We start from the raw sequence: 13,158 nt of genomic DNA, 5'->3' as shown, positions 1-13,158 counted from the left end.
GCGGCCAGGCTTGAGCAACTACGGAAAGGCCCGGGAGCGATCCCGGGCCTTTTTCTTTTTTGAATCCACCGACCTCCCCGGCGAATGCCGGGGCCCAGAGCCATCCGGATTGGTTGGGGATGATGCGAAGTCGCACGGCGTTAGCAGCATAAGCGCTCGTGGGCTGGCCCGGCGTTCGCCGGGACGGTCGGATTTCTGGATGGATGCCGGAGAACACTCCGGCGTAACCGCCTGCGCGACGCGCGCATGGAGCCGACAAAGGCCCGGGCTTTCGTCCGGGCCTTTCGCGTTCTGGCTCGCCGTGGCTTAGCCGCGCGGACGCACGTAGATGGTCTTGGTCGAGCGGCCGCGCAGAAGCAGGCCCAGGACCAGGCCGACGCCGGCGGCGACACCGAGGGCGCGGACGGGCTTCACGCTGGCCCACGTCTCCAGTTCGGCATAGCGGCGCTGGATCTGGTCGCTGGCCTGGGCGGCGACGTCCTTGACCCGGGTGCGGGTCTCGCCCACGGCCTCGGCGGCCACTTCCTTGAGGCTGTCATAGGCTTCGTGCGCGGCGCCGCCGACGGCCTTGAGCTTGGGCTCGACCTTGGCGCGGGCGCGGCTGGCCTTGTTCGAGAGGTCCGGGCGGAAACCGTTGTCGGTCGCGGTCAGGCTATCGGAATAGTCGGTCATGATGAAACCTCGGGGCGGGGGAGGAGCATGGCGCGGCGAGCGCCGGTGAGACGTTCTCACAACCCCGCGCGTCGAAGAGCGTTCCGCCCGACGGCCCAAAGCGACCGTAGATCGGCTATTTCGGCTGGGGAGGCGTCTCCCGCGAGAGCGCCACGCGCTGGGCGGCCCGCTGAGCGGCCAGAGCCCTGGCCTTGGGATCCTTGAGACGGCTTTTGATGAACTGGATCAATTCGTGCGGCGGCCCATGCGGCGGGGAGCTGTCGATGGCTTTCTCGCCCTTGATCAGACCGACCACGTACTGCGTGTCGCGCGCCGTCTCGATCTCGTACCACTGGCTCAGAGACGCGCAGACATTCCGGGGAATAAGCGAGCCGAGATCTCGTTTCTCAAGACAGATGACCAGGTCAGGCTGGGCTTTGCGCAGCGCGTTCAGCTGAGAGATGATCTCTCCGTCCGGCAGCGTGAACGGCTGCTCCTTGACGGCCGGCCGGATCGTGAGCGGCGCCACGGCGTTCGGGTCCTCTGTCGCGGCTTGACCCGACAGAGCGGCGATGAGCGCGATCACAAGCATCTTCGAAGCTCCTCGGCGCTACTGTCGTCGAGTTGGCGTTCGCGTGCAACTTTCGCGTGGACTCGCCCGCGGCTGGCTTCGAAAAGCGAGTGAAGCGGGCCTTTTGCTTAAGGCGTTGGCCTCAAGACGTTAGGGTTTCTCGACCTTGTCCTTCAACGCGCCGCGCTTGGCGTCATAGCCGTCGGGATCGTCGTAGAGCGTCTTGGCCGCCTCTTCGGAGACGGGGTCATTGGCCCGGTTGCGGGTCCTGTACTGGATCATGCCGTAGATCAGGGCCAGAAACAGCAGGACGGTCCCCACGCCCCAGAGCAGTTCGGGCTGGAACATCGCGGCCTCCTACCGCTTGTCGTCGACGTGCTCGGGCTTGCCCTTGCGCTTGGTGTGGGCGAACTCTTCGAGCTCCTTCTCGCTCATCGACATCATCGACTTCGACGCGCCCTTGAGCTGGCTTTTCGGCGTCTCGCCACGCTTGGCGGAGAGGGCCGCGCCGGCGGCCTTTTGCTGGGCGGCGGACTTGGCGGGCATGGGATCCTCCTGGGTCTTGCGCGGTCACACACGCCTGTCCAACGCGCCGTCGCGAGGTCCGTTCTGCGAATTATCGCGTGATGGTCTCGCGCTCGGTTCGGGGGAAAGCCTTTGTTAACCAACGCATGTCGAGGTCTATCTTCAGTTGAGTGGCTCGATTTGAGTTGCGTGGGAGTCCCCCTGTGCGTGCAGTCTTCATCAAGGGGGGGTCTCAATACGACGCCACCCGTCTGTTCATTGACGAGATGGCCGCTGCGTTCCGCCGGCGAGGACACGAAGCGACGGTCATCGACGGCGTGGTCGATGCGGACCTGAGAGACGTGTTCGCCGCCGCGGCGGCTCAGGGGCAGGCCGACCTCGTCTATACGATTAGCCTGTTCGGCGACTTCCGCGATGACCGCGGGCGTTCGGTCGCCCAGATCTTCAACGCGCCGCATGTGCTGCAGCACGTCGACTATCCTTTGGCCCACCTGAACACGTTGACGGACATCGCGCCCGAGACGGCGCTTCTGACGGTGGATCCGACCCATATTGACGCTGTGCGGTCGACGTTCGGGGAGGAGCACGTCGCCCACCTCGCCTTCTGTCCACACGCCGGTGTCGGCGAACCCGTAGAGCTGGACGCCGATCCCGACGCCTTCGCCGCGCGGCGGCCCCTACCGATCCTGTTTCCCGCTTCGTTCTACAAGCTGGGGACCCCGATGTGGGCGGCCGAAGGTCCCGACATCACCCGCATCTTCGACAGCGCGCTCGAAATCGCCCTCGGCGCCGAGTTCATTCCCGCCTTGGACGCCGTCGACCAAGTCCTGCGCGGGATGGGCCAGGATCCCGCCGACCCGCGCTACGAAATGCTTCGGCGCTATTCATTCATGGTGCATGAGCACGTCCGCAAGGTCCGGCGCATGCAGCTGCTGGAGGCCGCCGGAAAGGCGGGCTTACCGGTGTTCTGCGCGGGATTCGGCTACGACGCGTGGATCGAGAAGTATCCGAGCCTCCGCCTGGCGCCGGCCATGAGCCTGACCGACGTGGCCGAGTTCATGGGGCGGTCTCGGGTGGTCCTCAACGCCAACGCCAACTTCGGGTTCGGCTCGCATGAGCGGCCGCTGACGGCGATGCTGGCGGGCGCGGCCGTGGCCTCGGACCATAGCGCCTGGTGGGCCGAGCAATTCGTCGAGGACGAGGACCTGCTGCTCTATCGCTGGCGCGACCTGGACGCGGGCGTGGCGCGCATCGCCGCCCTGGTCGAGGATCCCGAGGCCGCCTGGCGGATGGGGCGCAACGCCCAGGCCAAGGCCGCGGCCGGCCACCGCTTCGACAACCGCGTCGACACGGTGATCAACGCCGCCGCCGCCATCCAGGCGCGCCAGCTATGCGACCGATTGACGCGGGACCCCCGTATAACAGCGGTTTCGCATTGATCTTAATCAGTTTTCAGCACGGCCGGCCCATTTTCGTCGAGAAATTGGGACCGGTATCATGCGCGCCAGCATCTCCACGAAAGTCAGTCTGACCATCGCCTCGGCCTTCCTCGTCCTGACCCTCGCGGTCCTGGGCATCGTGGCCAAGAGCTCGCTCGACTTCGCCCGCCGCCAGGCGACGCAGAACCAGGAGGCCAGCATGCGGGTGGCCTGGGACGTGATCGGCGAGCGCGGCAAGGCGTTCCGGCGCGAGGGCGACACCCTGCTGGTCGGCGATCACATCCTGAACGGCGACTTCGACGGCGTCGACCGCGTGAAGGGCCTGGTCGGCGGCACCGCCACCGTCTTCATGGGCGACAAGCGGATCACCACCAATGTCACCAAGCCGGACGGCTCGCGCGCCGTCGGCACCGCCCTGGCCAAGGGCCCAGTCTATGACGCGGTGCTGGGCAAGGGCGAGCCCTATCGCGGTGAGGCCAAGATCCTTGGCCGGCCGTTCTTCGTGGCCTACGACCCGATCAAGGACGCCTCGGGCCAGGTGATCGGCGTGCTGTATGTAGGCGTGCCCCAGGCCGACTATTTCCAGCCGGTCTATCGCCAGCTGGGGCTGCTGGCCGCAGCCTGCGTGCTGCTGGGCGCGGCCGGCGCCGCCGCCTCGGTCGTCATGGCCCGTCGCCAGCTCTCCCCCCTGTCGGCCCTGCGCGACGCCATGGGCAAGCTGATGGGCGGCGACCTGACCGTGGCCCTGCCGTTCGCCGGCCGACCCGACGACATCGGCCTGATGGCCGACGCCGTGCACCGCTTCCGTGACGAGGCGCTGGAGAAGAACCGTCTCTCGAGCGAGGCCGCCTCGGCCCGCGCCTCGGCCGAGGCCGAGCGGGAGGCCGCCGGGGCCGAGGGCGCGCGCCGCGCCGCCGACCAGGCCCAGGTCGTCCGCCGCCTGGCCGACAGCCTGCACCGCCTGTCGGACGGCGACCTGACCGTTCGCCTGACCGAACCCTTCGCCGAGGACTATGAGGGCCTGCGCGCCGACTTCAACCGTGCGGTCGAGGGGCTGGAGAGCGCCATGTCCGCCGTGGTCTCGGCCGTGTCGGGCCTGAACGCCGGGGCCGGCGGCATCGCCGACGCCGCCGACGACCTGTCGCGCCGCAGCGAGGCCCAGGCCGCCAGCCTGGAAGAGACCGCCGCCGCCCTCGACGAGATCACCGCCACGGTCCGCAAGACCGCCAGCGGCGCCCAGGAGGCCTACCAGGCCGTCAGCCAGGCCCAGAACGAAGCCGGCCGCTCGCGCGAGGTCGTCGCCTCGGCCGTCGAGGCCATCGGCGGCATCGAGGCCAGCTCGCGCCAAGTCGCCCAGATCATCACCGTCATCGACGAGATCGCCTTCCAGACCAACCTCCTGGCCCTGAACGCCGGGGTCGAGGCCGCCCGCGCCGGCGAAGCGGGCCGCGGCTTCGCCGTCGTGGCCCAGGAAGTCCGGGCTCTCGCCCAGCGCTCGGCCGAGGCCGCCAAGGAGATCAAGACCCACATCAGCGACTCCGAGCGCCAGGTGGAGTCGGGCGTCTCGCTGGTCGGCGCGGCGGGCGAGACCCTGCAGCGCATCGCCGGCCAGGTCGGCGCGATCAGCAGCGTGATCACCGAGATCGCCGCCAGCGCCCAGGAGCAGGCCGCCGGCCTCTCCCAGGTCAACACCGCCGTCAACAGCATGGACCAGGGCACGCAAGCCACCACGGCCATGGCCAGCCGCTCGGCCGCGTCGAGCCAGGCCCTGCTGGCCGAGGTGCGCGGCCTGGCCGAGCTGGTCCAGCGGTTCAAGGTGGGCGCGAGCGTGGCTGGCGAGGCGCGGCGGGCGGCCTGACGGCCGAGCTGCCTCAAGGCGGTTGACGTAGAATTACAACTGTAGCCTAAACTGCTTCGCGCGATCACCGCGTTGGGGGAGTGGGCATGGGCTTTCGGATCGTTTTGGCGGCCCTTTGCGGGCTGACGCTCGGGCTCCCGGCGCTCGCTGCGCCTGCTCCGACCCTGACGGTGGTGTCCGAGGGCCCCGCGCCGCAGCGGCGCGCGGTGCAGTTCATCGTGCATTCCGAGCGGGCTGGGCGCGACTTCCAGGTGCAGGTCACCGCGCCGGTGACCCCGCCGATCCTGCCGGGTCAGACCGCGCCGGCGATCTATGTGCTGGACGGCGGCTATGACATCGCCGGACCGACGGGCTGGCTGCTGGGCGGGGCGGGCGCCATCGCGCCGGCCTATGTGATCGCCATCGGCTACCCGCCCGGCGCGCCGTCGACCCGCGAGCGCGATATGCTGTTCGCCCCTGGGACCCGCCCGGACGGAACGGTCGCCCAGGGCGGCGGCGGCGCGGCGTTCCGCGCCTTCCTGCTGGAGGAGCTGCAGCCATTCCTGGGGGCCCGCTATCCGCTCGATCCAAACGCGGCCGTGCTGTTTGGCCATTCGCTGTCGGGGATCTTCACGGCCAACATGCTGGCCGACCGGCCCGAGGCCTTTTCCGGCTACCTGATCGCCAGCCCGTCCCTGTGGGCCGATCCCGGCGTGATCGACCGCCTGAAGACCGTCGCCGCCCGGGCGCCGGGCCGCAAGGCGTTCGTCGCCTGGGGCGCCAAGGAGGAGCCGTACATGATCGACGGCGGCGAGCGGGTCTCGGCCGCCCTGGCGGGCGCGGCCGAGCGCCTGGCCCTTAAGACCCGGGCGTTCGAGAACGAGTCCCACCTCTCATACTACCCGCTGGTGATGTCGGCGGCGCTGCCGTTCCTGCTGCCGCGCGCCGCGCCCATCCGGCATCCCTCGCCGATCGCCCTGACGCGCGAGCAGACCCAGCGCTATTTCGGCGTCTATGTCCTGTCGGACGGCCGCAAGGTGACGATCGGCGAAGACGAGGACGGCATGCTGCTGGAGGTCGACGGAGCCCCGTCGACGAACATCCTGGCCGAGGCCCTGGACCGTTTCTACATCCACGGCGTCGACGCCAAGATCACCTTCGAGGCCGGCGCCGGGCCGCCGCGGTCGATGATCTTCTACGTCAACGGCGGCCAGGCGCGCGCGGTGCGGCGGTAGAGGACTCGAAAGGGCGAGACGCTAGGCCTTCCGCCGGACGGCCCGCTGGATCAGCCACAGGTGAAGCGCGTGCGCCCCCAGGAAAACGAGCGCGACGGCGATGACCGCGGGCCCGACGAGGTCTTCCTGACCGGCTCTCGGCTTTACGAAGATCGCCAAGGCGGCGACGGCCGCCAAGGAGATCGCGGCGACCACGGGGGTGAAGGCTAGCGCCACCGCGCGCGGCGCGGTCCAGGCGACCGAGCCATCCAACCCCCACTGCATCGGCAGCCGACGCTCGCCCTTGAAGGGCCGGTTGGCGCGCAGCGACATGGCGGCGAGAAGCCCGAGCGTCGTCAACACGACCAAAACGATTGCTGCTTGCGTCATGGCGAGGTCTCCAGTTCCGGGCGCCTCCGGAAGAGGCTATCGACCCCTGCGGCCGGCGAAGATGGCGATCAGCGCTCCGCCGAGCGCCGCGAAAATCGCAATCCAGCTGGCGGTCGGGAATTCGGACATCGAAGCCTCCGGCGTGAGTGGCGAGACTATGCGGCCTTCCATCTCCTTGTACTCGACGGCGGGCCGGCCTGACAGCAGGCTTTGGTAAGGTCCTCTCAAGGCTGAAGCTGACGTTCGAAACTGCTGGCGCCGGCCTCCTTCAGCGGAGGGGCGGGCTGGATGAGGACGGGGCTGGCGACGCGTCCGAGATGCGGCTGAACGACAACGATCCGTCGCGCCGCACGAGGATCAGCTCATCCCCGTTCGGTTCAAGATAGGCCCCCGTCAGATCCACGACGCCGAGGTCGTTCGGCGTCAGCCGGAAGGTGGCGATCTTTCCGTCTTCGGCGCGCAGCGGCAGCCGCCCGGAATCGATCCCATAGGCCTTCTTGCTGAAGGTGACGAAGCGGGGGCGCCGCTTTTCGCTCGCCGGCCAAGTCCATGGACCGCCGGCCAGATAGGACTCCAGCGGCGGCCCCGTCTCGAAGTCGATACGCAGATCGACCATCGGAATATCCTGCCCCCCGGGACCCAGCAGCCGTATCGAGAAAGGCTGGCCAGGAGCGTTCTCGATCCTGTCGGGAGCGATCGAGGGCGGCGTCGGTCGCGGTTCGCTGACCAGAACGATCCGCTCGCCCTCACGCTTCCAGCGTCCCCGTGCGCGCTCATCGAGCGAGCCTACGGTCAAGCCGTATTCGAAGCCGCCGTCTGGATCGAGGCGAAGGCCCGCGATCAACTCCCTCGTCGCGGAGGAATATTCACCGACGGCTGGGTCGGCGGTCCTGGCTGGCGCGGCCTGGGCGCAAACCGCCGGGGGCAATAGGGCCAAGATAGTCTGGCCTATGATGAAGATGCGCCTGGAAGCGGAGATCGACATGGCCGCTTTCTGCATTGAACCTTTATCGAAACGAAGCGCTTGCGCCTTTGTTCAAACGGTATGCGCGACCGGTTCGACCGACCTGCCCTGGGATGCGCCGCGCAGAACTTGCGCGGTCCCAACCCAGCGGCCGGGAACGTCCGCCGTCCTGTCGGAGGGGAGACCAGATTGCGATCGATCTTGGCGGCCTTGCTGATGATCCTGGGTATCGCGGTCGCAGCGGGGCCGGTCATGGCCCAGCCGACCGCGCGCGCCGAAGCGGCGATGGAGCCACGACCCGGCGCCTGTGCGCCAGAAGCGAACGTGGACAGTTGCTGGCGCGCCGGCGTGAAGGCGGAGAGGCGCGGGGACGCCAGGGCCGCTCTCGCCGCCTACGAAGCCTCCTGCGCCGCCGGCCTTCAGATCGGCGGCTGCTACGAGGCGGGCAAGATCTATTTCCTGAATCTGTCGCTTCGCGATTACGGCAAGTCCAAGGACAGAATGACGCCGGTATGCGAAGGAACCGACCCCGGTATCGGTCCCTACGCCTGCAAGTTTCTGGGAATCATCCACCGAAAAGGCCTCGCCGGAGAGGCCAGCGCAGAACGCGCCTTTGACTATCTTTCAAGGTCATGCTTCCCGCGCGGCGAGCCTTTCATCGACGGGAACGGCTGCGAGATCCTTGCCGACAATGTTCCTGGGGCCGATGCGATGCGCGTCGACGACGAGGTCTGGAATCCCGGCTATATCGCCTATCTCGCCCTGGCCATGGGCTGCAGCGACGACATGCCGGCGCTCTGCGCCCGCGCGCAGGCGCTTCACCGCAAGGCGATCGCGCAATCGGCGCGCTGGCTGGCCCGGTGTGTCGAGGACGCCGCGGCCGTGGGGTTTTCGGGAAGATGTGAGGCCGTGGTCCAATCCGCCCGCGCGGCCGACTACGAACAGCGCCAGACCTTCCGTCGCCGCCTCGTACGGATGTTCCACCTCGCCACGGACTACGCGGGATAGTCGCCTGGGCCGCGCCGGCCTGGAGGGCTGGCGCGGATATCGGAGAGTTCGAAGCCCCTAAGGGGCGAAAGCCGACTCCCCAGATCGGCCTGAGCCTCATGCCTACGGCTCCTGCCCCGCCTTCTTCTTCAGCTCCAGATACTTGCGCGCCCGGTCCTCGACGTCCTTCTTCCTGCGGATCTGGTCGGCGACCGACTTGCGCTCGTAGCCCAGGCCGTCCTGCTCGGCGCCGAGGACGAAAGGGATCTCCTTCATCGTGCCGGGGTGCTCGCGACTGCGGTGGTCGACGCCGGGGGCCATGGGGCCGTCGACATAGTCCTTGTAGGCGCGCTGGGCTTCGCCCTGGGCCTCGAGCGCCTGACGCCTGGCCGCGTCCAGGCCGTCCAGCGGACCGCCCTTGGCCTTGGCCGCGCCGAAGCGCTCTTCGCATTTCTCGCGTTCGCGACGGTTGAGGCCGACGGCGTCGGCGCTGACGCAGCCGGTCGCGCTGCCGCGCAGGGCCGTGCGCAGGTCGCCGGCCCCGTCGCCCGGCAGGGGCGCGGGGCGGATGGCGGTCCCGGGCTTGGCGATTCCTGCGGCCGGGACCTCCAGCGTCGGCACGCCGGCCGGCGCGGGCCGCGCGGGCTGGCGCACCTGGAACGGCAGGACGGGGGAGGGGGCCGCCGTCGCCTGGGGCGAGGCGGCGGGACGGGGGCGGGGCTGCTCCTGCCGCTCGGGGCGGATCAGATCGACCTGCACGGTCGGCAGGTCGTCGGCCAGCATCTCCTCCAGCAGCGGCGGGACCGGCAGGGCCAGCCAGGCCAGCACCAGGACGTGCAGCAGCAGTGAGCCGGCCAGGATCGCCGCCCGCCATCCGCTCCCTTGGCGTCCGTCCCCTTGGCGCCTGTCCGCCGTCCTGATCATGACGCCGCTCGCCACACGCCCTTCCCCAAAGCCCGCCCGTCTCCCCCACATGGATAGGGCGCCGGCCGAAACAAGCCGCTCTCGCTCCAGACGAGCCTGCACAGCCTGGAGTGGCGGAATCTTGACCGTGGCGCCAGCGTTAAGCGGCCATTAACCGACGCGGGAACAGGCGATTGACGTAAGGCTCCTTCGCGAGTAAATACCGCGCTCTTTTTCGAGGCGGTCGTTCGCGTCCGTCCTGATGAGCCTACGTTCCTGGCGGGCCATTTGGTCCGAGAGGAGCCTGACCCGCCGGTATGCTTCCCGCGTCCCGGCGAGTTTCGTGTTTATCGGGTCTCCAAGCGGAGCCTTGAACCAAGAACAACAAAGACAAGGACCTGAAGCGCCTCGGCCGAAAGGCACACGCTTCCATCAGAGCAGAGACTTAATGCCTACCATTAACCAGCTCATCCGTAAGCCGCGCTCCCCGAAGCCGGTGCGGAACAAGGTGCCCGCCCTGAAGGGCTGCCCGCAGCGTCGCGGCGTTTGCACCCGCGTTTACACCACGACCCCGAAGAAGCCGAACTCGGCTCTCCGTAAGGTCGCCAAGGTCCGTCTGACCACCGGCATCGAAGCCGTGTGCTACATCCCGGGCGAAGGCCACAACCTGCAGGAGCACTCGGTGGTGCTCATCCGCGGCGGCCGCGTCAAGGACTTGCCCGGCGTCCGTTATCACATCCTGCGCGGCGTCCTCGACACCCAAGGGGTCAAGGATCGTAAGCAGCGTCGTTCGCTCTACGGCGCCAAGCGTCCGAAGTAAGGAAGAAGAAGAATGTCCCGCCGCCGTCGCGCCGAGAAACGCCAAGTCCTGCCGGATCCGAAGTTCGGGGACCTGGTTGTCACGAAGTTCATGAACTACGTGATGTACGAAGGTAAGAAAGCTGTCGCCGAGAACATCATCTACGGCGCTTTCGACATCCTGGAAGCCAAGCGCAAGGACCAAGGTCCGCTTGAAACCTTCCACTCCGCTCTGGACAACGTCGCCCCGGCGATCGAAGTCCGGTCGCGCCGCGTCGGCGGCGCCACCTACCAAGTGCCGGTTGAAGTCCGTCCGGACCGTCGCCGCGCCCTGGCCATCCGTTGGCTGGTGACCGCCGCTCGCAAGCGTGGCGAAAACACCATGACCGAAAAGCTGGCCGGTGAGCTGCTCGACGCCTCGAACAACCGCGGCACCGCCGTGAAGAAGCGCGAAGACACCCACAAGATGGCTGAAGCCAACCGGGCGTTCTCGCACTACCGCTGGTAAGCTTTTCGCTCCCAGCACTCTTTCAGGCGCGGGCGGTTTGAGATAAACCGCCCGCGCCGCACGTTTAATCCCGGTCGTGTCCGTCCAGGGCCGTCCCGTTTCGCAGAGCGATCGCTATGCCCCGCACGCATAAAATCGAAGACTACCGCAACTTCGGCATCATGGCGCACATCGACGCCGGTAAGACGACCACGACCGAGCGGATCCTGTATTACACCGGTAAGTCGCACAAGATCGGCGAAGTCCACGACGGCGCCGCGACCATGGACTGGATGGAGCAGGAGCAAGAGCGCGGCATCACGATCACGTCGGCCGCGACGACCGCCTTCTGGAACGGCAAGCGTCTGAACATCATCGACACCCCCGGGCACGTCGACTTCACCATCGAAGTCGAGCGCTCGCTGCGCGTCCTCGACGGCGCCGTGACGGTGCTGGACGGCAACGCCGGCGTCGAGCCGCAGACCGAAACCGTCTGGCGTCAGGCCGACAAGTACAAGGTTCCGCGGATCGTGTTCGTCAACAAGATGGACAAGATCGGCGCCGACTTCGACAAGTCGGTCGAGTCGATCCGCGACCGTCTGGGCGCCAAGGCTGTGCCGATCCAATTCCCGATCGGCGCCGAGTCCTCGCTGAAGGGCCTGGTCGACCTGGTCCGCATGAAGGCCGTGGTCTGGGACAACGACGGCCTGGGCGCGTCCTATAAGGACGAAGAGATCCCCGCCGACCTGATGGACAAGGCCCTCGAGGCCCGCAACTACCTGATCGAGAACGCCGTCGAGCTCGACGACGAGGCCATGGAAGCCTATCTGGGCGGCGAAGAGCCCTCGGAAGAAACGATCAAGAAGTGCATCCGTAAGGCCGTTCTGACCGGCGCCTTCTATCCGATCCTCTGCGGTTCGGCCTTCAAGAACAAGGGCGTCCAGCCCCTGCTCGACGCCGTCGTCGACTACCTGCCCTCGCCGGTGGACATCCCGCCGACCAAGGGCATCGACTTCAAGACCGAAGAAGAAGTCGAGCGTAAGGCTTCGGACGACGAACCCCTGTCGGTTCTGGCGTTCAAGATCATGGACGACCCCTTCGTCGGTTCGCTGACCTTCTGCCGCATCTACTCGGGCAAGCTGGAAACCGGCATGTCCCTGATGAACTCGACCCGCGACAAGCGCGAGCGCGTCGGCCGCATGCTGCTGATGCACTCGAACAACCGCGAAGACATCAAGGAAGCCTACGCCGGCGACATCGTCGCCCTGGCCGGCCTGAAGGAAACCCGCACGGGCGACACCCTGTGCGATCCGCTGAAGTCGCCGGTCATCCTGGAGCGCATGGAGTTCCCGGCCCCGGTTATCGAAATCGCCGTCGAGCCCAAGTCGAAGGCCGACCAGGAAAAGCTGGGCGTCGCCCTGCAGAAGCTGGCCGCCGAAGACCCCTCCTTCACCGTCTCGACCGACCACGAGTCGGGCCAGACGATCCTGAAGGGCATGGGCGAACTGCACCTCGACATCAAGATCGACATCCTGAAGCGCACCTACAAGGTCGAAGCCAACGTCGGCGCGCCGCAGGTGGCCTACCGCGAGAGCCTCTCGAAGAAGGCCGAGATCGACTACACCCACAAGAAGCAGACCGGCGGTACGGGCCAGTTCGCCCGCGTCAAGCTGGTGTTCGAGCCGGGCGAGCCGGGTTCGGGCTTCGTGTTCGAGTCGGCCATCGTCGGCGGCGCGGTTCCGAAGGAATACGTCCCGGGCGTCGTGAAGGGCCTGGAATCGGTGAAGGACAACGGTCTGCTGGCCGGCTTCCCGGTCATCGACTTCAAGGCCACCCTGATCGACGGCGCCTTCCACGACGTCGACTCGTCGGTCCTGGCCTTCGAAATCGCCTCGCGCGCCGCCTTCAAGGAACTGCGTGAAAAGGGCGCCCCGAAGCTCCTCGAGCCGATCATGGCCGTGGAAGTCGTGACGCCGGAAGAATACCTGGGCTCGGTCATCGGCGACCTGAACAGCCGCCGTGGCATGATCCAGGGCCAGGACATGCGTGGCAACGCCACGGTGGTGAACGCCTTCGTGCCGCTCGCCAACATGTTCGGCTACGTGAACACCCTGCGCGGCATGTCGCAAGGCCGCGCCCAGTTCACGATGCAATACGATCACTACGAGCAAGTGCCGCAGCACGTCGCCGACGAAGTGATCAAGAAGTACGCCTAAGCCCCGTCCTTCGGGACAAAGCCTAGACGCGGATGGGAGGGGCCTCCTAGGAGACCCCTCCAGCCCACCCCAGAAGTAGTCCAATCAACTGAAGGCCCCTCTGGGGTCCTGGAGCTAAGAAGATGGCCAAGGAAAAGTTCGAACGTACTAAGCCGCACTGCAACATCGGCACCATC

Annotated in this window: 14 protein-coding genes and 1 pseudogene; 7 read left to right on the top strand and 8 right to left on the bottom strand. The window is 67.3% G+C overall.

The window, feature by feature from the left end; genetic code table 11:
* Positions 1 to 306 precede the first annotated feature (306 nt).
* The 4 genes from Q0379_RS21630 to Q0379_RS21615 form a co-directional block, all read right to left on the bottom strand.
* On the bottom strand, positions 307 to 672 hold the full coding sequence (locus Q0379_RS21630) for a hypothetical protein (protein WP_299016617.1): 366 nt from the start codon (positions 670 to 672) through the stop codon (positions 307 to 309).
* Between the two features lie 115 nt (positions 673 to 787).
* Positions 788 to 1,237: a hypothetical protein gene (locus Q0379_RS21625; protein ID WP_299016615.1), complete on the bottom strand. Its 450-nt coding sequence runs from the start codon at positions 1,235 to 1,237 to the stop codon at positions 788 to 790.
* 135 nt (positions 1,238 to 1,372) lie between these two features.
* Positions 1,373 to 1,570, bottom strand: a complete 198-nt coding sequence (locus Q0379_RS21620; protein ID WP_299016613.1) for a hypothetical protein — start codon at positions 1,568 to 1,570, stop codon at positions 1,373 to 1,375.
* A gap of 9 nt (positions 1,571 to 1,579) precedes the next feature.
* Positions 1,580 to 1,768: a DUF3008 family protein gene (locus Q0379_RS21615; protein WP_299016611.1), complete on the bottom strand. Its 189-nt coding sequence runs from the start codon at positions 1,766 to 1,768 to the stop codon at positions 1,580 to 1,582.
* 182 nt (positions 1,769 to 1,950) lie between these two features.
* On the opposite strand from Q0379_RS21615, the gene Q0379_RS21610 reads away from it, so the two are divergent.
* From Q0379_RS21610 to Q0379_RS21600, 3 genes are all read left to right on the top strand, one after another.
* Entirely contained in the window at positions 1,951 to 3,186 is a 1,236-nt protein-coding gene (locus Q0379_RS21610) for a glycosyltransferase (protein WP_299016609.1), read from the top strand.
* 58 nt (positions 3,187 to 3,244) lie between these two features.
* The gene (locus Q0379_RS21605) at positions 3,245 to 5,044 is read left to right on the top strand and encodes a methyl-accepting chemotaxis protein (RefSeq protein ID WP_299016607.1); all 1,800 of its coding nucleotides are present in this window, start codon (positions 3,245 to 3,247) and stop codon (positions 5,042 to 5,044) included.
* Positions 5,045 to 5,130: 86 nt separating this feature from the next.
* The gene (locus Q0379_RS21600; RefSeq protein WP_299016605.1) at positions 5,131 to 6,258 is read left to right on the top strand and encodes an alpha/beta hydrolase-fold protein; all 1,128 of its coding nucleotides are present in this window, start codon (positions 5,131 to 5,133) and stop codon (positions 6,256 to 6,258) included.
* Positions 6,259 to 6,279: 21 nt separating this feature from the next.
* Here Q0379_RS21600 and Q0379_RS21595 read toward each other — a convergent pair whose 3' ends face one another.
* Both Q0379_RS21595 and Q0379_RS21590 read right to left on the bottom strand, forming a co-directional pair.
* Positions 6,280 to 6,627: a hypothetical protein gene (locus tag Q0379_RS21595; RefSeq protein WP_299016603.1), complete on the bottom strand. Its 348-nt coding sequence runs from the start codon at positions 6,625 to 6,627 to the stop codon at positions 6,280 to 6,282.
* Between the two features lie 268 nt (positions 6,628 to 6,895).
* Positions 6,896 to 7,612 carry a hypothetical protein gene (locus tag Q0379_RS21590; protein ID WP_299016601.1) on the bottom strand — a complete coding sequence of 239 codons (717 nt, stop codon included), beginning with the start codon at positions 7,610 to 7,612 and terminating at the stop codon, positions 6,896 to 6,898.
* 189 nt (positions 7,613 to 7,801) lie between these two features.
* On the opposite strand from Q0379_RS21590, the gene Q0379_RS21585 reads away from it, so the two are divergent.
* On the top strand, positions 7,802 to 8,599 hold the full coding sequence (locus Q0379_RS21585; RefSeq protein WP_299016599.1) for a hypothetical protein: 798 nt from the start codon (positions 7,802 to 7,804) through the stop codon (positions 8,597 to 8,599).
* 102 nt (positions 8,600 to 8,701) lie between these two features.
* On the opposite strand, the gene Q0379_RS21580 is transcribed toward Q0379_RS21585, so the two are convergent.
* Both Q0379_RS21580 and Q0379_RS21575 read right to left on the bottom strand, forming a co-directional pair.
* Positions 8,702 to 9,502, bottom strand: a complete 801-nt coding sequence (locus Q0379_RS21580) for a hypothetical protein (RefSeq protein WP_299016597.1) — start codon at positions 9,500 to 9,502, stop codon at positions 8,702 to 8,704.
* A 139-nt stretch (positions 9,503 to 9,641) separates the two neighbouring features.
* Positions 9,642 to 9,906, bottom strand: a pseudogene (locus Q0379_RS21575) (hypothetical protein).
* Positions 9,907 to 9,929: 23 nt separating this feature from the next.
* Here Q0379_RS21575 and rpsL point away from each other — a divergent pair.
* The 3 genes from rpsL (at position 9,930) to fusA (ending at position 12,982) form a co-directional block, all read left to right on the top strand.
* Positions 9,930 to 10,301: a 30S ribosomal protein S12 gene (gene rpsL, locus Q0379_RS21570; RefSeq protein WP_004624021.1), complete on the top strand. Its 372-nt coding sequence runs from the start codon at positions 9,930 to 9,932 to the stop codon at positions 10,299 to 10,301.
* A 12-nt stretch (positions 10,302 to 10,313) separates the two neighbouring features.
* Entirely contained in the window at positions 10,314 to 10,787 is a 474-nt protein-coding gene (rpsG, locus tag Q0379_RS21565) for a 30S ribosomal protein S7 (protein ID WP_004624018.1), read from the top strand.
* A gap of 116 nt (positions 10,788 to 10,903) precedes the next feature.
* Positions 10,904 to 12,982, top strand: coding sequence for an elongation factor G (gene fusA, locus Q0379_RS21560; protein WP_299016592.1), 2,079 nt, complete (start codon positions 10,904 to 10,906; stop codon positions 12,980 to 12,982).
* Positions 12,983 to 13,158: the final 176 nt, after the last annotated feature.

It is taken from the genome of uncultured Caulobacter sp., assembly GCF_937900395.1.
Classification (GTDB): Bacteria; Pseudomonadota; Alphaproteobacteria; order Caulobacterales; family Caulobacteraceae; genus Caulobacter.
This window is presented reverse-complemented; position numbering and strand designations above follow the sequence as displayed.

Coding starts and splice junctions, on each gene's coding strand:
- Q0379_RS21630 (WP_299016617.1), bottom strand. CDS start 672: ATGACCGACTATTCCGATAGCCTGACCGCGACCGACAACGGTTTCCGC.
- Q0379_RS21620 (WP_299016613.1), bottom strand. CDS start 1,570: ATGTTCCAGCCCGAACTGCTCTGGGGCGTGGGGACCGTCCTGCTGTTT.
- Q0379_RS21615 (WP_299016611.1), bottom strand. CDS start 1,768: ATGCCCGCCAAGTCCGCCGCCCAGCAAAAGGCCGCCGGCGCGGCCCTC.
- Q0379_RS21605 (WP_299016607.1), top strand. CDS start 3,245: ATGCGCGCCAGCATCTCCACGAAAGTCAGTCTGACCATCGCCTCGGCC.
- Q0379_RS21600 (WP_299016605.1), top strand. CDS start 5,131: ATGGGCTTTCGGATCGTTTTGGCGGCCCTTTGCGGGCTGACGCTCGGG.
- Q0379_RS21595 (WP_299016603.1), bottom strand. CDS start 6,627: ATGACGCAAGCAGCAATCGTTTTGGTCGTGTTGACGACGCTCGGGCTT.
- Q0379_RS21590 (WP_299016601.1), bottom strand. CDS start 7,612: ATGTCGATCTCCGCTTCCAGGCGCATCTTCATCATAGGCCAGACTATC.
- Q0379_RS21580 (WP_299016597.1), bottom strand. CDS start 9,502: ATGATCAGGACGGCGGACAGGCGCCAAGGGGACGGACGCCAAGGGAGC.
- rpsL (WP_004624021.1), top strand. CDS start 9,930: ATGCCTACCATTAACCAGCTCATCCGTAAGCCGCGCTCCCCGAAGCCG.
- rpsG (WP_004624018.1), top strand. CDS start 10,314: ATGTCCCGCCGCCGTCGCGCCGAGAAACGCCAAGTCCTGCCGGATCCG.
- fusA (WP_299016592.1), top strand. CDS start 10,904: ATGCCCCGCACGCATAAAATCGAAGACTACCGCAACTTCGGCATCATG.